The following is a 20,425-nucleotide window of genomic DNA, read 5'->3' on the forward strand; positions in this document are numbered from 1 at the left end:
CGATTACTTCCAGTATTATTTATTCGGTACGCGCTTATCAAGTATTGAATCAATCAGGCCATACTCTTTCGCCTGGGTCGGATCCATGAAATTGTCACGGTCCGTATCCTTGGCGATGGTCTCCAGATCCTGCCCGGTATGATGCGCCAGAATTGAATTCAGGGTGTGCCGGATTTTCAGGATCTCACGGGTATGAATCTCGATATCCGTCGCCTGCCCCTGGTAACCACCCAGTGGTTGGTGAATCATCACCCGGGAATTGGGCAGACAGGCGCGTTTGCCGGCAGCACCGCCAGCCAGCAGGAATGCGCCCATGCTGGCCGCCTGGCCCACGCACAGGGTCGCGACGTCCGGCTTGATGAACTGCATGGTGTCATAGATAGACATGCCTGCAGTTACCGAGCCGCCCGGGCTGTTGATGTAGAGGTGAATGTCCTTGTCCGGATTCTCAGACTCCAGGAACAGAAGCTGGGCCACAATCAGGTTTGCCATGTGGTCCTCTACCGGGCCCACCATGAAGATCACCCGCTCTTTGAGCAGACGGGAATAAATGTCGAACGACCGCTCGCCGCGAGCTGTCTGCTCGATAACAATCGGTACCAGTCCGGAATTGGTAACCATTGCGGGACCATCAATTGGTTTCTGCGTCATGATGCGCCTGAACTCCTTATGGACAATGGGTCGTGGACTCGCGCCACGGCAGTTTCTGTGATGTTGCACCCCATACTTTGCCAGCAGCGGCCCCAGATGAAAACAGCCGGGCATGCCGGCTGTTCTCAGGGGTGCGGCCAGCAGGACCGGAATCTACTCCGGCCCCGGGCAAATCAGCGTTGGGGCTGACCGGCCTGCACGGCCTCTTCGTACTTGACCTTCTTCTCTTTGACCTTGGCCTGTTCCAGCACGTGGTCAACCACCGCATCTTCCAGAACTGAGGACTCGATCTGGGCCTTCTGCTCCGGATTGCTGTTGAAGTGCGCAACAACCTCTTCAGGCTGTTCATACGTAGACGCGATCTCCTGGATCTTTTCGTCTACCTTCGCAGGGTCTGCCTTCAGGTCATTTTTCTTGACGACTTCCTGGAACAGCAGGCCGGTCTTCACGCGGCGCTCCGCCTGCTCCTGGAAAATTTCCTTGGGCAGCTGCTGGAAATCCACCTGGCCACCGAAACGCTGAACGGCGTCCTGACGCAGGCGATCAATTTCCTGGTCCACCAGGGCGGCCGGAATATCCAGCTCAGTGGTTTCCAGAAGACCATCAACAACGTCGTTCTTGACCTTGTTGGAAACGGCCTGCTTGAGCTCCCGCTCCATATTCTTTTTCACTTCATCACGGAAGGTGGCTTCGTCTTCGGCATCAATACCGAACTTCTTGAAGAATTCGGTGTCGAGTTCCGGCAACTGCGGCTCTTCAACCTTGTGAATCTTGATCTCGAACTTGGCCGGCTTACCCGCCAGGTCCTCGTTGTGGTAATCCTCCGGGAAGGTGACCTCGATCTCCATGTCTTCACCGGCCTTACCACCAACAATGGCTTTCTCAAAGCCAGGAATCATCTGACCGGAACCCAGAGTCAGACGGTGACCTTCAGCGGCGCCGCCCTCAAACTCTTCACCGTCGATGAAGCCCTTGAAATCAATAGTCAGCACGTCCTTGTTCTTGGACTTGCGTTTGACTTCCTTCATGGTGGCCTGCTGACGACGCAGGTTATCGATCATATTGTCGACATCTTTGTCGGTGATCTCGGAGGTCAGCTTCTCGACGGAGATCTTGCTCAGATCACCCAGTTCGATTTCAGGCAGCACTTCAAAGATGGCAACGAACTCCAGGTCCTTGCCCTCTTCCATGGTCTTCGGCTCGAACTTCGGCCAGCCTGCCGGGTTGATATCCTGTTCCTGCAGTGCCTTGATGTAGTTGTCGCGCATAACCTCGCCAACGATTTCCTGGCGGACGCTGTCACCGAAACGACGCTTGACGACGCTCATGGGCACCCTACCCGGGCGGAAACCGTTCAGGCGCACGGTACGCGCGGTTTCCTGCAGGCGTTTCTGGACCGCCTGGTCGATTTCCTGGGCGGGCACACCAATCGTCATGCGACGCTCGATGTTGGAGGTCGTTTCAACAGACACTTGCATGGAAGATCCTCAAATTACAGGTTCGGTATGTGAATGAAATTAAAACTAAAAGTCCGCTTCCGGGGAAACTCCCGCAAAAGGACCGAAAATTAAAAGCCGGTAGTTTATCATGCTTTGCCCCGCCGAGAGAATCACCCTGCTGCGCAGTTTGACACCCTGTGAAAACAAGGACAGCAAATTGTGTGGAAACAAAGATGGGGACGAAACAGAAAAAAGAAAGGGGTGGTGCGCGAGGAGAGACTCGAACTCTCACGGGTTGCCCCACTGGAACCTAAATCCAGCGCGTCTACCAGTTCCGCCACTCGCGCACAACAGAATGAAGAATGCCCGATGGCAAGGATGCCATCAATCTATTCAACAAACGCGGAATCAACTCTGAAAGAAAAGTGGGGTGGACGAAGGGGTTCGAACCCTCGACCGCAGGAGTCACAATCCTGAGCTCTACCAACTGAGCTACGTCCACCACATCGGGACATGCCTTTACTTTTCAACTTTGCTGGTTACGGTCGCTCCGGCGCGGACCAAGCCGACGACTTGATGGCGCGCCCGGCAGGACTCGAACCTGCGACCATCCGCTTAGAAGGCGGATGCTCTATCCAGCTGAGCTACGGGCGCTTGACCGTTCGCCCACCTGAATATCCAGAAAATGGTCGGGGTAGAGAGATTCGAACTCCCGACATCCTGCTCCCAAAGCAGGCGCGCTACCAGACTGCGCTATACCCCGTTTGAACTGAACAACAAGTGCCTCAGCAAAGTTGGCGCGCATATTACCGGCGCCGGAGGGTTCCGTCAACACGGATTTCCAAATTCCCTGAAACAACAGACTCTTCAGTGACATCCCCTCTGGACGAAAGTTCCTCTGAAGCCTGCCGACCATCCGTCCAATTGGAGTTCCGACGGAAGCATGAGACAATGCCCGCCCTCCAATTTACCGATGCCCAACCGACAAGACGAGACATGACCGCCAAACTGATCAACGGAAAAGAAATTGCCGCCGAAGTAAGACAGCAGGTCGCCGCCGGGGTAGAAGCACGCACACAGCAGGGACTGCGCGCCCCAGGACTGGCCGTGGTGCTGGTCGGCAACGATCCTGCATCCCAGGTTTACGTAGGCAACAAACGCAAGGCCTGCGACCAGGCAGGCATTCTCTCCCTCTCATACGATCTGCCGGAAGACACCTCTCAGGAAGCCCTGGAAGCCCTGATTGATGAGCTGAATGAAAACCCGGCCGTGGACGGAATACTGGTCCAGCTGCCGCTGCCCGATCACCTGGATGCGGACCCCATTCTGGTCAAGATTCGCCCGGACAAAGACGTTGACGGTTTTCACCCCTACAACATTGGCCGCCTGATGCAGCGCAAGCCCACCCTGCGCCCCTGCACCCCTGCGGGTGTCATCACCCTGCTCGACAGCATCAACACCCCGTACAAGGGCCAGCATGCCGTCATTGTCGGTGCCTCCAACATTGTCGGTCGTCCCATGAGCATGGAACTGTTGCTCAAGGGCGCCACCACAACGGTGTGCCACCGGTTCACACCGAACCTGGAAAAGTTTGTGCGGGAAGCCGACATACTGGTGGCTGCCGTCGGCAAACCCGGCCTGATCAAGGGAGACTGGGTAAAACCCGGGGCAACCGTCATTGACGTGGGCATCAACCGGATGGAAGACGGGAAACTGCATGGTGATGTGGATTTCACAGCCGCCTCTGAGCGGGCAGCCTACATCACGCCGGTTCCCGGCGGCGTAGGGCCGATGACCATCGCGACCCTGCTGCAGAATACCCTCTACGCCGCTGACGTGCTGCACAAGGACTGAATTCGACTTCTGTTGGATTACGGCTTCGCCTAATCCAACCTACGGAAGGGAGCAGTCTGTCAGGTAGGTCGGATTAGGCGAAGCCGTAATCCGACAAGCCACAAAAAACCCCGCCGGAGCGGGGTTTTTTATGCGCATCGCTTACTGCCCGTACTTGGCTTTCGCCTTCAGACGGTAGGCGTGCAGCAGCGGCTCGGTGTAGCCGTTCGGCTGCTCGCGACCCTTGAGAACCAGATCCAGCGCTGCCTGGAAGGCGACGCTATCGTCAAAGTTCCCGGCCATCGGGCGATAGGCCGAATCACCGGCATTCTGCTTGTCGACCACCGCAGCCATGCGCTTCATGGTCTCCATGATCTGCTCTTCGGAGCAGATACCGTGGTGCAGCCAGTTGGCCAGCAGCTGAGAGGCAATACGCAGGGTCGCACGGTCTTCCATCAGGCCCACATCATTGATGTCAGGGACCTTGGAGCAGCCAACGCCCTGGTCGATCCAGCGCACAACATAACCGAGGATACCCTGGGCGTTGTTGTCCAGTTCCTGCTGGATCTCTTCGGCACCCAGGGACGCCGGGTCATCCATCACCGGTACCGTCAGGATGTCTTCCAGCGCAGCACGGGTGCGGCTTTCCAGCTGCTTCTGTACATCAGCCACGTTCACCTGGTGGTAATGTGTGGCATGCAGCGTGGCGGCAGTGGGGGACGGAACCCACGCAGTGTTGGCGCCAGCCTTCGGATGGCCGATTTTCGCCTCCAGCATGCCAGCCATCAGGTCAGGCATGGCCCACATACCCTTACCGATCTGGGCAACGCCACGGAAACCGGTTTCCAGGCCGATGTCCACGTTCCACTGCTCATAGGCGTTGATCCAGGTCGCTTGCTTCATCGGACCTTTCCGGATGAACGGACCCAGCTCCATGGAGGTGTGGATTTCGTCGCCAGTGCGGTCCAGGAAGCCGGTGTTGATGAACACAGCACGCTCTTTGGCCGCGTGGATACAGGCTTTGAGGTTAACCGTGGTGCGGCGCTCCTCGTCCATGATGCCTACTTTCAGGGTGAAGCGCGGCAGGCCAAGCGCATCTTCAACGCGCCCGAAGAATTCGTTGGTGAACGCCACTTCTTCCGGACCGTGCATTTTCGGCTTCACAATGTACATGGAGCCTTTGGTGCTGTTCTGGAACTTGCCGTTACCCTTCATGTCGTGAATGGCGATCAGCGATGTGATCAGACCATCCATCAGGCCTTCCGGCACTTCATTACCATCTTTCAGCAGAATGGCCGGGTTAGTCATCAGATGGCCAACGTTGCGGATAAACATCAGGCTGCGACCTTTCAGGCTGAGCTCACTGCCGTCTGCCGCGGTGTAAGTGCGGTCTGCGTTCATCTTACGTGTCAGCTGCTCGCCACCTTTTTCGAAGGTTTCCTGGAGATCGCCCTTCATCAGGCCCAGCCAGTTGCGGTAAGCCAGTGCCTTGTCGTCAGCGTCTACCGCCGCTACCGAGTCTTCGCAGTCCATGATGGTGGTCAGCGCAGACTCCATCAGAACGTCTTTCACGTTGGCACCGTCGTCCTTGCCAATCGGGTGGCTGGCGTCAATCTGGATCTCGAAGTGCATGCCGTTCTTGACCAGCAGCACGCCGGTAGGCGCATCGGCAGCACCGGTATAGCCAACAAAGCCGGCTTCGTCTTTCAGACCGGTGGATTCCCCGTTCTGCAGCTTGACGACCAGCTTGCCACCTTCAACCAGATACCTGGCGGCATCTTTGTGACTGCCAGAGGCCAATGGCGCTGAGCTGTCGAGGAGGTTGCGGGCCCACTCGATCACTTTCGCACCGCGCACCGGGTTATAACCACGGCCTTTCTCAGCGCCGTCTTCCTCAGAAATGGCATCGGTGCCGTAAAGGGCATCGTACAGGCTGCCCCAGCGCGCGTTCGCCGCGTTGAGCGCAAAGCGGGCGTTCATGATAGGAACCACCAGCTGCGGGCCCGCCATGGTGGCCACTTCCGGATCCACATTGGAGGTGGAGATCTTGAATTCGGAAGGCTCGTCAACCAGGTAACCGATGTCTTTCAGGAAAGACTTGTACTCGGCCATGTCCAGCTTCTGGCCCTTGTGGTCACGGTTCCAGCTGTCCATTTTTTCCTGGATAGCATCACGTTTGGCCAGCAGCTCGCGGTTGCGTGGCGCAAGTTCGTTTACGATCTTGTCAAATTCTGCCCAGAATTTATCGGCATCAATCCCGGTGCCCGGGATCGCTTCGTTGTTCACGAAATCATACAGATTCTTTGCGACCTGAATGCCGCCGACTTGTACGCGTTCTGTCATCGTTGTCTGCCTCAGTGGGTTACGTTTCCCGACTCCCCCTTCGTCTCTGACGGGGGCATTCTAATTTGAGCGCCGCATTGTAAGGGAAAATCCTTACAAGATCATTCCTGCACGCGCAAAACTGGTAAGACCAACCAACAGTTCCCGGAAATTCAGGCTTTACGCCAGGTTGTGCCCTCTCGGGAATCGTCCAGGATAATACCTTTCTCGAGGAGCTCGTCGCGTATCCGGTCGGCCTCGGCAAAATCCTTCGCCTTGCGGGCATCGGCCCGAGCCTGGATCAACGCCTCAATGTCTTCGGCGCTGAGCTCACTTCCCGTGTCGGACTGGAAGAACGCCTCGGGGTCCTGCTGCAACAGGCCAAGGACACCACCGAGCCTCACCAGAATCGCCGCGCTGTGCTTAGCGTCTTCTTCGCGACCGTCCCGACGATGCTGATTGATCTCGTTGGCGACCGCATGCAGCACCGCAATGGCGCCCGCGGTATTGAAGTCATCGTCCATCGCCTCCGCAAACCGCTGATCGTGCTCGGACTCCGGCACATCCGCCGCCTTGGCAGGCACAATACCCCGCAGGGCATGATAGAGCCGGGTGAGTGTGCGGCCCGCCTCGGCCAGATTCTCTTCCGAATAGTCCACCTGGCTGCGATAATGGCTGGATACCAGGAAGTAACGGACCACTTCTGCCGGGTACTTCTCCATGATTTCACGGATGGTAAAGAAGTTACCCAGGGACTTGGACATCTTTTCCTTGTTCACCCGGATGGCACCCGCATGCATCCAGGTGTTCACGAAGGTATGGCCAGTGGCACATTCAGACTGGGCAATCTCGTTCTCATGATGAGGGAACAGCAGATCCGGACCACCTCCGTGAATATCAAAGGTATCGCCCAGGCAGCAGGTAGACATGGCCGAACACTCGATATGCCAGCCGGGACGACCATCACCCCAGGGCGAAGGCCAGCTGACCTCCCCTGCCTTTGCCGCCTTCCATAAGGCAAAATCCGCCGGGCTGCGCTTGGCTTCTTGGACATCCACTCGTGCACCCGCCAGAAGATCCTCCAGCTTTTTCTTGCTGAGCTTGCCGTACTCATCGAAGGAATCCACAGCAAAGTAGACATCGCCATTGTCCGCCGCGTAGGCGTGGCCACCGGCAATCAGCTTGTGGATCATCGCGATGATTTCATCGATGAACGCCGTGGCCCGGGGCTCCTCGTCTGGAGACAGCACGCCCAGGCGGGCTTCGTCCTCGTGCATGGCCTTGATCATCCGGTCCGTGAGCTCTGTGTAGGCCTCACCGTTTTCGTCGGCACGACGCAGGATCTTGTCGTCAATATCGGTGATGTTACGAACATAATTCACGTCGTAGCCGCGGTGACGCAGGTACCGGGTAATGACATCAAAGGCCACCAATACCCGGGCATGTCCCAGGTGGCAGTAGTCGTAAACCGTCATGCCGCAGACATACATGCGGACCTTGCCCGGCTCAATCGGCCGGAACTCTTCCTTCTGCTGGGTAAGCGTGTTGTAAATACGGATCACTTGCCCCCCTTACCCCAGGAATCCCTGAGCGTTACCGTGCGGTTGAATACCGGGCGGCCGGCGGCCTGGGTATGGGCCGGATCACAGAAAAAGTAGCCTTCCCGCTCGAACTGATACGGAAGATCCGTACGGGGGGACGCCAGGCTTTTCTCGACCCGCGCACCTTTCAGAACCACCAGCGATTCCGGGTTCAGGTGATCCATCAAATCACCGTCCTTGTCGCTGTCCGGGGATTCGTGATTGAACAGACGGTCGTATAGATTGATATCAGCCTCAACGCTGTCAGTGGCCGAAACCCAGTGAATCACGCCATTGGGCTTGTAGCCTTCAGGATTGACGCCCAGGGTGTTGGGATCGTACTCACACTTGAGCTCGACGATCTCACCGTTGTCGTCACGGACCACTTCCCGGCAGGTCATCACGTAACCGCCTCGCAGGCGCACTGCCTGATCCGGTGCCAGTCTTTTCCACTTGCGCGGCGGCTCCACCTCGAAGTCTTCCCGATCGATGTACAAGGTCTGGGTCCAGGGCACTTCGCGCTCACCCATGTCGGGGTTCTGGGGGTGGACTGGCAGCGTCAGGATTTCACTTTTGTCGGCCGGATAGTTGGTCAGCGTCACTTTCAGCGGCCGCATCACACACATGGCCCTTGGCGCACGAGTGTTGAGGTCTTCCCGAATGGCGTGCTCCAGCATGCCCACGTCCACGGTACCGCCGGCCTTGTTCACGCCAATCATGTCGCAGAAAGTGCGGATGGATTCCGGCGTATAACCGCGCCGGCGCATGCCGGAAATGGTTGGCATCCGCGGATCATTCCAGCCATCAACAACGCCTTCATCCACCAGGCGCTTGAGCTTACGCTTCGAGGTGATGGTGTAGTTCAGGTTCAGCCGGGCAAACTCGATCTGGCGCGGGTGGCACGGGCCGGAGATGTTATCCAGCACCCAGTCATACAAAGGCCGGTGGTCCTCAAATTCCAGCGTGCACAGGGAATGGGTTATTCCCTCCATGGCATCGGAAATCGGATGCGTGAAGTCGTACATCGGGTAAATGCACCACTTGTTGCCGGTCTGATGGTGTTCGGCGTAACGGATGCGATACAGAATCGGATCCCGCATGTTGATGTTGGGAGAAGCCATATCGATCTTGGCCCGCAGCACCAGCTCGCCGTTCTGGTACTTGCCGTCCCGCATATCACGGAACAGCTGCAGACTTTCTTCCACCGGGCGGTCCCGGTAGGGGCTGTTTCTGCCGGGCTCTTTCAGGCTGCCCCGGTACTCGGCCATTTCGTCAGCGGTCAGGGCGCAGACGTAGGCCTTGTCCCGGGTAATCAGCTCCTCGGCAAATTCATAAAGGACGTCAAAGTAATCGGAGGCGTAACGCACGTCCCCTGCCCACTCGTAGCCAAGCCACTCCACATCCTGCTTGATGGCGTCGATGTATTCCTGGTTTTCCTTTTCCGGGTTGGTGTCGTCAAACCGAAGGTTACAGTCGCCGGAAAAAGTCTCGGCGATGCCAAAGTTCAGGCAGATCGATTTAGCGTGACCAATATGCAGGTAGCCATTGGGCTCCGGCGGGAAACGGGTGACCACCTTGCCGGTATGCTCTCCGCTGGCGATGGCGTCTTCGATCAGGCTCTGGATAAAGTTGTGGGCTTTCTTCGACTCGGCGCTCATACAATCTCTGTTAAAAGGGGAGTGAATCTTAAACCGCGTATTATACTCACAAATCCTTGCCGGACTCATGCATAGCGGGAAAGTCTTGAGTACAATGGTCCCCGTAACGTACCTAACCTTTCTGAACAGGAAAACCTGATGATTCTGCTGACAACCAACTACGGTGACATCAAGCTGGAACTGGACTACGACAAAGCACCGGAAACCGCCAAAAACTTTGAACAGTACGTTCGCGAAGGTTTCTACGATGGCCTCATTTTTCACCGTGTGATCAGCAATTTCATGATTCAGGGCGGCGGGTTCGAGCCGGGGATGACACCGCGCAAAACCCGCGATTCCATCCAGAACGAAGCCGATAACGGCCTGAGCAACATGCAGGGAACCATCGCCATGGCACGCACCATGGACCCGCATTCTGCAACGGCGCAGTTCTTTATCAACGTTGAGAACAACGGCTTCCTGGACCACACCGCCAAGAACGCCGAAGGCTGGGGCTATTGCGTGTTCGGCAAAGTGGTCGAAGGCATGGAGACGGTGAACGCCATTCGTGCCGTACGCACCACCATGCGCGACGGCCACCAGGATGTGCCCGCGGATGACGTGGTTATCGAGAAGGCCGAGGTTCTGGAGGACGCGTGACGACGCTGTTTATTTCAGACCTTCACCTCGAAGAATCCCGCCCGGATATCACTGAGGCATTTCTGGGCTTTCTCAACGGGAAAGCCAGCGGTGCTGATCAGCTCTATATCCTCGGCGATTTCTTCGAGGCCTGGATCGGCGATGACGAACGCACACCGCTTCAGGAACAGATTGCTGCTGCTCTGCGCTCGTTGCACGAGAGTGGCACCGAGATCTACCTGATGCACGGCAACCGGGATTTCCTGATCGGTCAGGATTTCTGCGACCGGGCAGGCGCAACGCTTCTGGAAGACCCGACGGTGATTGATCTGTACGGCACCCCTACCCTGCTCATGCATGGTGACAGCCTGTGTACCGCCGATGTGGAGTACCAGAAATTCCGCGCCAATATGCGCAACCCGCAGTGGCAGCAGATGATACTCCAGCGCCCCCTGGAAGACCGCCAGCAGATGGCCCGCCAGCTTCGGGAAATCAGCATGGCGAAGAATCAGGGCAAGGAAGAGTTCATCATGGACGTAACGCCCGAGGAAGTCGTGACGGACATGAAAAAGCACGGGGTTCAGAGGCTGATCCATGGCCACACCCATCGCCCCGCAGTACACAAGCTTTCCATCAACGGACAGCCTGCCTACCGACTGGTTCTCGGTGACTGGAGCGAGCGGATCTGGTGGATTGAAGCAACAGGAGACAATCCGCCGGAACTCAAGTACGGGGCTTTATGAGGGGGCTGCCCGGCTGGCCTGACCGCCGACATGTTCTAACCTTCATACTTGCTTTCCTATGGCTGTTGGCAATCAGGTTCGGCCTGGTACTCCAGAGTGGTGTCTGGCCCACGCCCTGGGTTGTGGTTCCAAGCGACCTTGCCGGAGCGCTCGTCCTGTCAGTGCTGCTTAATCTGACCCACGGCCCGGCCAGAGCTATTCTGATTGTCACTCTTGGTTGTGCGCTATACGTTGCGGGCATGCATCTGACCACCCATGGCACGCTGTTCCAGCTGGCATTTGCCGGAAAGGGAATGGACAGCACCTTCATTACCGGGAGCCTGCTGAACAAATATCTCCTGTTGCTGCCTCTGTACACTGGAATGGCCTGGCTGCTTCACTGGCTTCACAGGGCCCTGGTACCGGAGCCGCCTGCCCCAGGTTCCATGGCCGCGATCGCGGTATCCCTCACCCTGCTGGCCTACACAGCAGGGTTTAACAGCCTGACCACTCCGGCAAACAATGTTGTTGCGAGTACCCTCGCCCAAATTCCCGGCGCTATCGTCACCCCCCTTGGCACATCGCTCACTGACGAAGTCATCGAGGAAGACGAAATAATCAGCCAACAGGTGAACTTCTTCCACCAGAAGATCACCAGCCGGCCGGTGGAGTCGCCACCCAATGTTCTACTGATCTTGATTGAGGGCCTTTCCGGTGGTTATTTTCCGGATATCCGCCAGCACCATGACCTCGATCCTGCCGTAAGTCTTGATGACCTGGAAGCCACCCTGAAGGCCCGGGGCTTCCGCCTCTACAGGAATACGGTCAGCATGGAGCGCCAAACAGACAGAGGCACTTTCACCATCATCTGCGGCCAGTATCCCGATTTCCGAAGGGAATCCAGAAAACTCCTCGACGTCGCAAGCAATGGCAAGACCGCGGGCTGCCTGCCGGGCAAGCTCCGCGACCACGGATATCACACGGCTTACTGGCAGGCCGCGCCAATCCAGTACATGGGCAAGGACAAATTCATGCCCAACGCAGGCTTCATGGAGGTTACCGGCGCTGAAGCCTTTGATAAACGACAGGATTTTTCCGGGTGGGGGCCCGCAGACCCGGTCTTCTTCCCCCAGATCACGGTCCGGTTAAGAAACCTTCACCGCTTACACACCCCCTGGTTTGTGACACTGTTGAACGTTGGAACTCACCATCCCTTCGATACCGGAGAGAAACCACTGCCTGCGCAGAATAATGAGATAACGTTGGATCCCCAGAAGGCACGACGAAAAGCCATGGAAACCATGGCCGAATCGCTGACCCGGTTTCTTGATGAACTTGACGCGGACGGGGTACTTGATAACACCCTGATCATACTGACCTCCGATGAATCCGGAGGCTTCGTCCGTGAAGACCACGAAAACCTGCCCTTGAACAATAATCTCGGCGCCCTTGCGATCAGACCGCCCGAGAACGATTCCCTTGAGCGCTATGCCGACCAGGATGCCCTGGTGGCGCAACTGGACATTCCCCTGACCATCCTGGACGCCGCCGGCCTGGGCAGCCAGGCCGGCCAGATGGTCGGTCGGAGCCTGCAGGCCAGAACCGACCCCGACCGGAGGGGCCTGCTCCTGGCGGACACCTATACCGGTCTGAAGTATTTTCTGAATGAATCCGGTTCTCTGCTTTCCTGCACGGAGTTAATGACCCGTTGCACAAGCTGGTCATTCGAGCCAAAGCGGTTGTTCGGCTCGCTGAAAGAACAGAATGATGATCCTTTTCTGACACTCCAGGAAAGGCTGGCCCTGTTCGAGAGCGCCACTCGCCAGCTTCCTTCGGAATAGCCCGAAGGTGCCCAGCCACCGGAAACAGGACGGCCACATCTGACCCCGAAAAGGAGAACGATGAAGTCTCTGCTTACCATGACACTGGAAACCCTGCATCGCCATCGGCGAAGCATGCTCAGCTTCTATCTGTTTTTTTCCGGGTTGGCCGTCGTCGTCGTTTTGCCCGCCATTTCAGTGGCTCTCTCACTGATCGAACCACTCACCGGCGACGCCGCCATTACCACCGGCGGCATCCTGACGTTCATCCTCTCAGCCGGGGGGTTGGCGTGGGTCCTGGTCACCGTCACCTTATCTGTGCTCTTGCTCCTGCTTCAGCAAGCAGGGATGACCCTGATTGCGTCAACTGCGCCAGGAAAGGATTACCGACGGGCGATTTCAGCCATCTGGAGCTGTGTTCGTAACCTCGGCGGCCTCTGCCAGCTGGCCGTTATCAAGGTCCTTGGCCATCTGCTTATTGCAACACCGTTTCTTGCCGCAGTGGCTCTGGCATGGCAGGTTCTGCTGTCGGATTACGACAGCCACTATCTTCTTTCCACCATGCCGGCTGATCTCTGGCTGTTTATGGCAGTCGCAGTACCAGCCATGGTGGGCGTTCTGTTTTGCAACGGGCGGCTATATCTGCACTGGGCACTGGCGGTACCACTGCTGGTCGTGGAAAAGTTACCGGCATCAAGAGCGTTGTCTGAGAGTCGAGCATTGATTCGCGGGCATCGGAGGCAGTTGATCGGCATTCTAGTACCAGGGCTGCTGGTCGTGGTCCTGACGCCCGTAGCCATCACATTTTTCTTCGATTTGATCGGGGAACTGCTGTTTTCTCTCCTGCCCCCCAGAAAAGACATCCTTTTACCCGTGGTTCTGCTGTTTGTCGCCAGCTATCTGCTACTCGGCCTGGCCGTTACCATTTTCACGATGGCGGCATACAGCACCTTGGTCTACAGCGTATTCCAGAGAGTATCCAACCATTCTGATCACCCGCAGCCTGACGATCAGCCCCCGTCATTAATGACCGGGTCGAGGATCTCCATAGCCGAAGTGACCTTTGTATGTCTTGCCATATTCCAGGCGGCTGCGCTGATCCACAATATCGAACTTGAAGACACGGTCAGCATCACGGCGCACCGGGGCAGCGCCTTCAAATCGCCTGAAAACACCCTCGCGGCAGTAGACCAGGCCATTGATGACGGTGCCGATTTCATTGAAATTGACGTTCAACTAACCCGTGACCATGTACCAGTGCTCTGGCATGACACCGATATGCAGCGAATTTTCGGCCGTACGGAGCGGATCAGCGACGTCTACTACCCGGATATCGCCACGCTGGATGCCGGGAGCTGGTTTGGCGAGGATTTCTCGGACCAACGCATTGCGACTCTTGAGGAGGTGATTGCTCTGGTGGCTGACCGGGCGAACCTGTTTGTTGATCTGAAACCCGACAGGAACTCTCCGGAGCTTGTCACCGAAGTGATCAATGTTCTACGGGAGCAAAATGCCCTCGACGGCACAATTGTCGCTGCCGCGGATTGGGCCACCCTCAGTCGAGTCCGGGAACAGAGCCCGGAAGTGCAAACTGCGCTTCTGGCCCAGTTTATTATTGGCCCGGTCTGGCGTGAGCAGCAGGACATACTCGGCCTCCGATTCAACCGGGTTACGTCCGCCGCGGTTGCGCGCGCTCACCAGAATGGCCGGGAATTACATGTCTGGACGGTAAACCAGCCAGAAGACATGGAGCGATTCATCGACATGGGGGTGGACAATATCATCACCGACCGCCCCGATGTGCTCAGGGACATCCTGAACCGGCGCTCCAGGATGTCCGATGGCGAACTTCTGGCATGGAAAGTCCGTAACTGGCTGCGCTGATGGGAGAAGAAGCGAACACCGGTTCTCCCACGCAGCTTGCCCTGGAACGCAAGCGCTCCCCTAGTGTTGCAGTATCTGCTGAAGGAATTTCTGGGTTCGCGGCTCTCTCGGGTTCGAGAAAAACTCGTGCGGCGGTGCCTGTTCCACGATTTCTCCCCCATCCATAAAAATCACACGATCCGCCACCGTCTTGGCGAAACCCATTTCATGGGTGACACATAGCATGGTCATACCGCTGCCCGCCAACTCGATCATCACGTCCAGCACCTCCTTGATCATCTCCGGATCGAGTGCCGAGGTTGGCTCGTCAAACAGCATGATCTTTGGCTTCATGCACAAGGCCCTGGCGATCGCAACACGCTGTTGCTGCCCGCCTGACAACTGACCCGGGTACTTATTGGCCTGGTCCGGGATTCTCACCCGCTCCAGATACTCCATCGCCGTGGCCTCCGCCTCCTTCCGGGGCAGTTTCCGGACCCAGATCGGCGACAGGCAACAGTTCTCGAGAACGGTCAGATGCGGAAACAGGTTGAAGTGCTGGAACACCATGCCCACTTCCCGTCGAACCGTGTCAATATGGCGAACATCGTCGGTCAGCTCCACCTCATCAACAATGATCTTGCCTTGCTGATGCTCCTCCAGGCGGTTGATGCAACGGATGAAGGTGGATTTTCCCGAACCGGACGGCCCACAGATCACAATTCTCTCACCTTGATCAACGGCCAGGTTGAGATCCTTGAGGACATGAAAATCCCCATACCACTTATGCATTGCCTCAACCCGTATAATGCCGGGCTTTTTATCCGGCTGGGCTTGCGGTGGGATCTGCATTTCAGAAGTTTGAGTTTGGTCTGTCATAGAGTTACCCATCAGGTCTTGTGACCGGTGTCGAGTTTTCGTTCAAGGTTTTGGCTGTATCTGGAAATACCAAAGCAGAATACCCAGAAACAGAACGCCACAAACACATAGCCCTCTATGGCCACATTCTGCCAGGCCGGATCGGTCACCGTTGACTGAACCGTCCCGAGCACATCGAACAGGCCGATAATCAGCACCAGCGTGGTGTCCTTGAACAGGGAAATGAAGGTGTTCACGATACCCGGAATCACCATCTTCAGAGCCTGCGGGAGGATGACCAGCCCCATCTTCCGCCAGTACCCCAACCCAAGAGCATCAGCAGCTTCATATTGGCCTCGAGGAATCGCCTGCAGGCCACCGCGAATCACTTCCGCCATGTAAGCGGACTGCCAGAGTGTGATGCCGATCAACGCCCGTGCCAGCTTCTCGAAATTCACACCATCCGGAAGAAACAGCGGTAGCATCACCGAGGCCATGAACAGCACGGTGATCAATGGCACCGCCCGCCAGACTTCGATAAAGATTACACAGATCCCACGGATGATGGGCATCTCCGAACGCCGACCCAGTGCCAGCAGTATGCCGATCGGCAAGGAAGCAATGATGCCGATGTAGGCCAGGATCAGGGTCAGCATCAGGCCTCCCCATTTCGAACTTTGCACGGCCTCAAGCCCGAACGAACCACCCGGAATCAGGAAATACCCCACCACAGGCAACCCGAAGATGCCGAAGATGCCCAGCCATTTCCGGCCCGGGAACCGCTCGATAAACTGCGGCACAAAGGCAACGGCCAACAGCAGGAACATGATGTCGACCCGCCATTGCAGCTCATCGGGATAGAAGCCGTAGATGAAAAAGTTCAGACGCTGGCTGATGAACAACCAACAAGCGCCTGCCCCCGTGCAGTCACTTGGATCGCTGCCGAGAAAGTTGGCATCGAGGAAGAACCAGTTCAGTAATGGCCCGACACTGGTGACGATCAGGTAGGCTACCCCCACTGTCAGCAAGGTGTTGAACCAGTTGGAAAACAGGTTTTCCCGCATCCATTTGACCGGCCTGAGCGCTTTTTTGGGTGCTTTCATGGTTGACTCGGTCATCATCGCTCCTTAATGGCCACAGCCCGGTTGTAGATGTTCATGAACAGCGAGATCAACAGACTGATGGTGAGATACACCGCCATGGTTATGGCAACAACCTCAACGGCCTGTCCCGTCTGGTTCAGGGTGGTACCCATGAAGACGGCGACCAGATCCGGATAACCGATCGCCGTTGCAAGCGATGAGTTCTTGACCAGATTCAGGTACTGACTGGTCAGCGGTGGGATAATGACCCGCATGGCCTGGGGAATAACCACCAACCTGAGGGTAAGGCCATGCGGAAGCCCCAGTGCCTGAGAAGCCTCGGTCTGCCCCTTGCTTACCGAGAGAATACCGGAGCGCACGATCTCGGCGATAAAACTGGCCGTGTACAGCGACAATGCAATCCACAAAGCCGCCAACTCGGGGATGATGGTAATTCCCCCGCCAAAGTTGAAGCCCCTGAGAGCCGGAACATCCCATTCCAGGGGGCGACCGGCGATCACATAAGAAACCACCGGAACCAGCACCAGAATGGCAACACCCACCTTGAATGTGGGGAAGATCTGGCCCGTCGCCAGTTGCCGTCGTTTGGCCCACGTCCGGATGGCAACCACGGCAGCGATGGCGAGCAGGATGCCTCCCCACACGAGGCCAAAGCCATCCTGTGTGAGCGGTTCGGGCAGATAGAGGCCTCTATTATTGAGGAACATGGCCCCACCGACATCCACGCTCTGGCGTGGGGCCGGAAGATTGCTCAATACGGCGAAATACCAGAAGAAAATCTGCAGAAGCAGCGGTATATTGCGAATAACTTCGATGTAGACCAGCGCCATCTTGGCAACCAGCCAGTTACTGGAAAGCCTCGCAATACCAATGATGAACCCGAGAATGGTGGCGGTGACGACACCCATCGCGGAAACAAGAAGGGTATTTGTCAGACCGACCCAGAACGTTCGGCCATAGGACATGGTTGAATCATAGGGCACCAGACTCATGATGATGCCAAAGCCGGCTGACTCATTGAGAAAGCCGAAACCGGTGCTGATGCCACGGCTTTCCATATTGGAAAGTGTGTTATCAACGAGGACCCAGCCACCCCAAAACACAAGGGATATGGCTATCGCCTGAAAGAAGAGAGCACGGACCCTGGGGTCATACCAGGGCTTTGGCCCTGCAGGTCGGGTATCAACTGTCTGTTTTTTCATGAAATGTCCTGAAGCGCTTCCCTGTGGTGTACTGCATCAGAGATTACGGCAGAGCCTCCGCCGGGGAGACTCTGCCATATGCCTTCAGGTCTTAACGAACCGGCGGCGCATAGAGGATGCCGCCTTCGGTCCACAGCGCGTTCAGACCGCGGTCCAGACCCAGCGGGGTATCCGGCCCTACGTTGCGATCGTACATTTCACCGTAGTTTCCGACCAGTTTCACCACTTTGTGACCGAAGTCATCGGGCAATCCAAGCTTGGCACCCATATCGCCGTCTGTTCCGAGCAGACGCTGAACATTGGGGTTGTCGGATTTCAGCATGTCGTCTGCGTTAGCACTGGTGATACCCAGTTCCTCTGCGTTGATCTGAACAGAGAGCACCCACTTGACGATGTTGAACCACTGGTCATCGCCCTGACGCACAACCGGGCCAAGAGGCTCTTTGGAAATCGTATTCGGCAGAATCTTGGCGGAGCTCGGGTCAGACAGCTTTGAACGCAGTGCCGCCAGCTGTGAACGGTCTGAGGTCAGTACGTCGCAGCGACCAGCCGAGAAGCCCTGAACGGTCTGTTCTGAGGTATCGAAAACGATCGGCTTGAACTCCATGCCCTCGGCACGGAAGTAGTCGGACAGGTTCAGTTCGGTGGTGGTGCCCGCCTGGATACAGATGGTGGCCCCGTCAAGCTGGGTGGCATCGTCTACCCCGATGTCCTTGTTGATCAGGAAGCCCTGTCCATCGTAGTAGTTTGTGCCCGCAAAGTTCAGGCCCAGAGAGGCATCCCGGGTCAAGGTCCAGGTCGTGTTCCGCGAGAGCATATCGATCTCACCGGACTGCAGCGCTGTGAAACGCTCCTTGGCAGTCAGCGGAGTGAATTCAACCGCGCCAGCGTCACCAAAGATGGCGGCGGCAACCGCACGACAGGTATCCACATCGATACCGGTCCAGTTACCTTTATCATCAGGCTGTGAGAAGCCAGGCAAACCCGTGGTTACCCCACACTGAAGGTGGCCTTTTTCCTTGACGTTCTCCAGAGTGGTTGCAGCCATGGTGTTGGTGGCTGCAAAAGAGCCCACCGCCAAAGCGATCCCCAGGGCAATCGATTTCGTCTTTCTCATTGTCTTTTCTCCGAACATCAGTTGGTTTTTTTGCGACGAGTGTCCACAGCAATTTGCGAGCCACACACCGTAAACCAATGATTTATCTTGTTTTTATCCACCACCCCAGCATTACAGAAAGATCTGGCACGAGGTGGCGCTGCTTCATGCACTGATACAGTGCCATCACTGCAGCCCGGCGCGCCGAAAAGAGGCAACGTTTGGGCTGTGCTCCTTAAAAGTAGAACAAGGTTCGGGAAATGAACTAGTTTTTATGCGGAATTAATCAGAAATCCGGAAGTCAGCAGGCTCCTTGTAGGTCTCAAGGCGCTTCAACCAGCCCGGCAGCCAACGTTCCCGTTCAATCGGGTCGGCGGCATTCTCCGCCCTGTTTGTCAGCACCATTACAGCCGCCTTCCGGAATTGCTCAAGGCTTGCATCCTCCGGATCACCAGACATGGCCATCAACACCTGCAACAGGCCCCAGCCTTCCCCCTTGTAGCGTTCCGTTTGCGCAAGCCCTTCTCCTTTGAAATTGACGTAATCAATGATGGCGTAGACACCACCGGGGGTCTGACTGAGCGCCTTTAGGCGCTCCGCGATATCATCCTGTTTTTGATCCGGCGCCGCTTCAATAACATCCGCCAATGATTGCCTGGCTCGACGAAAGATGAACTCTGCCTGCATACCCTGGGTCCCCGCCAGAAACTCCCTGAGCTCTGCCATTTCCGGCGAATCAAGCACCGCCATAAAGGACTCCCTGTTGTCCCAGGGGGCGTCAAATGGCTCGATCGCTCTCAACCACTCGGGGATGCTCACCTGGCGCTGGCGCATGTATTCGATCAGAGCGGGAAAACTCTCAACGAAGCGTCCGTCCACGCCCTCTGGATACCAGATAAAGTGACCAATCCCCAGAGACGGGAAAGCTTCGCCCTCATTCCAGTGAACCAGGCAGTCAAAACGACCAGCGCACTCGTTGTGGAAAATCTGCTGACCGACCCAGTCCAGCTGAGCAGGGCTTAGTGCCAGGGAAATATCGCCAGCGGGTGAGTCGGACTTCTCTTTTACCTCACTTCCGGAGCTGCTGGCCGGTTGAGTTTCATCAGAATCACAGCCGGCCACCATGAGAACACTGACCAGACAGAACACTGCAAGCGGTTTACCAAACATGAGCGCCTCCGGGAAAGTCAGAAATGTTCTGGCTACTCTACAACATGTTCGGCAAGCCGTGCTTTGATGTCCTCGGGAATCGGCAGGGCTTTCTCGTTTTCATAATCGAAATGGATCAATACGGCGACACCACGGGCAATCTGCTTATCGCCCTGCCAGGCTTCCTGGATGACATGGAAAGAAGAATTACCGATCTTGCCAATGCCCGTTTTGATTCTGACTGGAATGTGCCAGTAGCTCTGGGCCATCAGATCAATTTCCAGCCGGGCGATAATCAGCGGCCAGGTGTCCACTTCCAACGTAGGATGAAAAATCCGGAAAATCGGCGTTCGGGCCTGTTCAAACCAGACCGGCAAAGTGGTGTTGCTGATATGCCCGAGGGCATCGGTATCGCTGAAACGTGGTTCCAGTTCCAGATGAAACATAGCGGCTTCCCTTTGTTGAAAACCGCCTACTATACACCGGCCGAACGCAAAGCCCCCAGGCCTGC

General features: G+C 56.6%; 16 protein-coding genes and 4 tRNA genes. 5 read left to right on the forward strand and 15 right to left on the reverse strand.

Annotated elements, in window-relative coordinates; translation table 11 throughout:
- Positions 1–15: 15 nt before the first annotated feature.
- The 6 genes from clpP to ACESMK_RS07275 all read right to left on the reverse strand — a co-directional run bounded on the left by clpP (position 16) and on the right by ACESMK_RS07275 (position 2,853).
- Positions 16–651 carry an ATP-dependent Clp endopeptidase proteolytic subunit ClpP gene (gene clpP / locus ACESMK_RS07250; RefSeq protein WP_372996740.1) on the reverse strand — a complete coding sequence of 212 codons (636 nt, stop codon included), beginning with the start codon at positions 649–651 and terminating at the stop codon, positions 16–18.
- A gap of 173 nt (positions 652–824) precedes the next feature.
- Entirely contained in the window at positions 825–2,129 is a 1,305-nt protein-coding gene (tig, locus tag ACESMK_RS07255; protein ID WP_372996742.1) for a trigger factor, read from the reverse strand.
- Positions 2,130–2,352: 223 nt separating this feature from the next.
- Positions 2,353–2,437, reverse strand: a tRNA-Leu gene (locus tag ACESMK_RS07260).
- A 79-nt stretch (positions 2,438–2,516) separates the two neighbouring features.
- Positions 2,517–2,592 (reverse strand) — tRNA-His (locus ACESMK_RS07265).
- Positions 2,593–2,667: 75 nt separating this feature from the next.
- Positions 2,668–2,744 (reverse strand) — tRNA-Arg (locus tag ACESMK_RS07270).
- A 32-nt stretch (positions 2,745–2,776) separates the two neighbouring features.
- Positions 2,777–2,853, reverse strand: a tRNA-Pro gene (locus ACESMK_RS07275).
- A gap of 233 nt (positions 2,854–3,086) precedes the next feature.
- Between ACESMK_RS07275 and folD the strand changes: the two genes are divergently transcribed.
- Positions 3,087–3,944, forward strand: coding sequence for a bifunctional methylenetetrahydrofolate dehydrogenase/methenyltetrahydrofolate cyclohydrolase FolD (folD, locus tag ACESMK_RS07280; protein ID WP_372996744.1), 858 nt, complete (start codon positions 3,087–3,089; stop codon positions 3,942–3,944).
- A gap of 141 nt (positions 3,945–4,085) precedes the next feature.
- Here the strand turns inward: folD and ACESMK_RS07285 are convergent, their stop codons facing one another.
- The 3 genes from ACESMK_RS07285 to ACESMK_RS07295 form a co-directional block, all read right to left on the reverse strand.
- Positions 4,086–6,266, reverse strand: a complete 2,181-nt coding sequence (locus ACESMK_RS07285; protein ID WP_372996746.1) for a malate synthase G — start codon at positions 6,264–6,266, stop codon at positions 4,086–4,088.
- 152 nt (positions 6,267–6,418) lie between these two features.
- Positions 6,419–7,807: a cysteine--tRNA ligase gene (gene cysS, locus ACESMK_RS07290; protein WP_372996748.1), complete on the reverse strand. Its 1,389-nt coding sequence runs from the start codon at positions 7,805–7,807 to the stop codon at positions 6,419–6,421.
- Complete coding sequence (locus ACESMK_RS07295) at positions 7,804–9,483, reverse strand: glutamine--tRNA ligase/YqeY domain fusion protein (RefSeq protein ID WP_372996750.1); 1,680 nt, start codon at positions 9,481–9,483, stop codon at positions 7,804–7,806. Before ACESMK_RS07295 ends, cysS begins: the two co-directional genes overlap by 4 nt.
- A gap of 138 nt (positions 9,484–9,621) precedes the next feature.
- Here ACESMK_RS07295 and ACESMK_RS07300 point away from each other — a divergent pair, with 138 nt between their 5' ends.
- The 4 genes from ACESMK_RS07300 (at position 9,622) to ACESMK_RS07315 (ending at position 14,527) form a co-directional block, all read left to right on the forward strand.
- Entirely contained in the window at positions 9,622–10,122 is a 501-nt protein-coding gene (locus ACESMK_RS07300; protein ID WP_372996752.1) for a peptidylprolyl isomerase, read from the forward strand.
- Complete coding sequence (locus ACESMK_RS07305) at positions 10,119–10,844, forward strand: UDP-2,3-diacylglucosamine diphosphatase (RefSeq protein ID WP_372996754.1); 726 nt, start codon at positions 10,119–10,121, stop codon at positions 10,842–10,844. The genes ACESMK_RS07300 and ACESMK_RS07305 overlap by 4 nt, the downstream gene beginning before the upstream one ends.
- Positions 10,845–10,909: 65 nt before the next feature.
- On the forward strand, positions 10,910–12,664 hold the full coding sequence (locus ACESMK_RS07310; protein WP_372996756.1) for an LTA synthase family protein: 1,755 nt from the start codon (positions 10,910–10,912) through the stop codon (positions 12,662–12,664).
- 60 nt (positions 12,665–12,724) lie between these two features.
- A complete protein-coding gene (locus tag ACESMK_RS07315) occupies positions 12,725–14,527 on the forward strand; it encodes a glycerophosphodiester phosphodiesterase (RefSeq protein ID WP_372996758.1) in 1,803 nt (600 codons plus the stop codon).
- 60 nt (positions 14,528–14,587) lie between these two features.
- Here the strand turns inward: ACESMK_RS07315 and ACESMK_RS07320 are convergent, their stop codons facing one another.
- The 6 genes from ACESMK_RS07320 to ACESMK_RS07345 all read right to left on the reverse strand — a co-directional run bounded on the left by ACESMK_RS07320 (position 14,588) and on the right by ACESMK_RS07345 (position 20,360).
- Entirely contained in the window at positions 14,588–15,358 is a 771-nt protein-coding gene (locus tag ACESMK_RS07320; protein WP_372997205.1) for an amino acid ABC transporter ATP-binding protein, read from the reverse strand.
- Between the two features lie 38 nt (positions 15,359–15,396).
- Positions 15,397–16,482 (reverse strand): amino acid ABC transporter permease, encoded by a 1,086-nt coding sequence (locus ACESMK_RS07325; protein WP_372996760.1) that lies wholly within the window; start codon positions 16,480–16,482, stop codon positions 15,397–15,399.
- Entirely contained in the window at positions 16,482–17,669 is a 1,188-nt protein-coding gene (locus tag ACESMK_RS07330) for an amino acid ABC transporter permease (RefSeq protein ID WP_372996762.1), read from the reverse strand. The genes ACESMK_RS07325 and ACESMK_RS07330 overlap by 1 nt, the downstream gene beginning before the upstream one ends.
- Before the next feature lie 91 nt (positions 17,670–17,760).
- Positions 17,761–18,786 carry an amino acid ABC transporter substrate-binding protein gene (locus ACESMK_RS07335; RefSeq protein ID WP_372996764.1) on the reverse strand — a complete coding sequence of 342 codons (1,026 nt, stop codon included), beginning with the start codon at positions 18,784–18,786 and terminating at the stop codon, positions 17,761–17,763.
- Positions 18,787–19,047: 261 nt separating this feature from the next.
- On the reverse strand, positions 19,048–19,935 hold the full coding sequence (locus ACESMK_RS07340) for a hypothetical protein (protein WP_372996766.1): 888 nt from the start codon (positions 19,933–19,935) through the stop codon (positions 19,048–19,050).
- A 32-nt stretch (positions 19,936–19,967) separates the two neighbouring features.
- Positions 19,968–20,360 (reverse strand): acyl-CoA thioesterase, encoded by a 393-nt coding sequence (locus ACESMK_RS07345; RefSeq protein WP_372996767.1) that lies wholly within the window; start codon positions 20,358–20,360, stop codon positions 19,968–19,970.
- Positions 20,361–20,425: the final 65 nt, after the last annotated feature.

It is taken from the genome of Marinobacter sp., from assembly GCF_041687235.1.
Classification (GTDB): Bacteria; Pseudomonadota; Gammaproteobacteria; order Pseudomonadales; family Oleiphilaceae; genus Marinobacter.

Excerpts from the sequence above, each read along its gene's own strand:
- ACESMK_RS07295 (WP_372996750.1), bottom strand. The coding sequence starts at position 9,483 with ATGAGCGCCGAGTCGAAGAAAGCCCACAACTTTATCCAGAGCCTGATC.
- ACESMK_RS07345 (WP_372996767.1), bottom strand. The coding sequence starts at position 20,360 with ATGTTTCATCTGGAACTGGAACCACGTTTCAGCGATACCGATGCCCTC.
- ACESMK_RS07340 (WP_372996766.1), bottom strand. The coding sequence starts at position 19,935 with ATGTTTGGTAAACCGCTTGCAGTGTTCTGTCTGGTCAGTGTTCTCATG.
- ACESMK_RS07315 (WP_372996758.1), top strand. The coding sequence starts at position 12,725 with ATGAAGTCTCTGCTTACCATGACACTGGAAACCCTGCATCGCCATCGG.
- ACESMK_RS07335 (WP_372996764.1), bottom strand. The coding sequence starts at position 18,786 with ATGAGAAAGACGAAATCGATTGCCCTGGGGATCGCTTTGGCGGTGGGC.
- clpP (WP_372996740.1), bottom strand. The coding sequence starts at position 651 with ATGACGCAGAAACCAATTGATGGTCCCGCAATGGTTACCAATTCCGGA.
- ACESMK_RS07285 (WP_372996746.1), bottom strand. The coding sequence starts at position 6,266 with ATGACAGAACGCGTACAAGTCGGCGGCATTCAGGTCGCAAAGAATCTG.
- tig (WP_372996742.1), bottom strand. The coding sequence starts at position 2,129 with ATGCAAGTGTCTGTTGAAACGACCTCCAACATCGAGCGTCGCATGACG.
- ACESMK_RS07330 (WP_372996762.1), bottom strand. The coding sequence starts at position 17,669 with ATGAAAAAACAGACAGTTGATACCCGACCTGCAGGGCCAAAGCCCTGG.
- ACESMK_RS07300 (WP_372996752.1), top strand. The coding sequence starts at position 9,622 with ATGATTCTGCTGACAACCAACTACGGTGACATCAAGCTGGAACTGGAC.
- ACESMK_RS07325 (WP_372996760.1), bottom strand. The coding sequence starts at position 16,482 with ATGACCGAGTCAACCATGAAAGCACCCAAAAAAGCGCTCAGGCCGGTC.
- ACESMK_RS07320 (WP_372997205.1), bottom strand. The coding sequence starts at position 15,358 with ATGCAGATCCCACCGCAAGCCCAGCCGGATAAAAAGCCCGGCATTATA.
- folD (WP_372996744.1), top strand. The coding sequence starts at position 3,087 with ATGACCGCCAAACTGATCAACGGAAAAGAAATTGCCGCCGAAGTAAGA.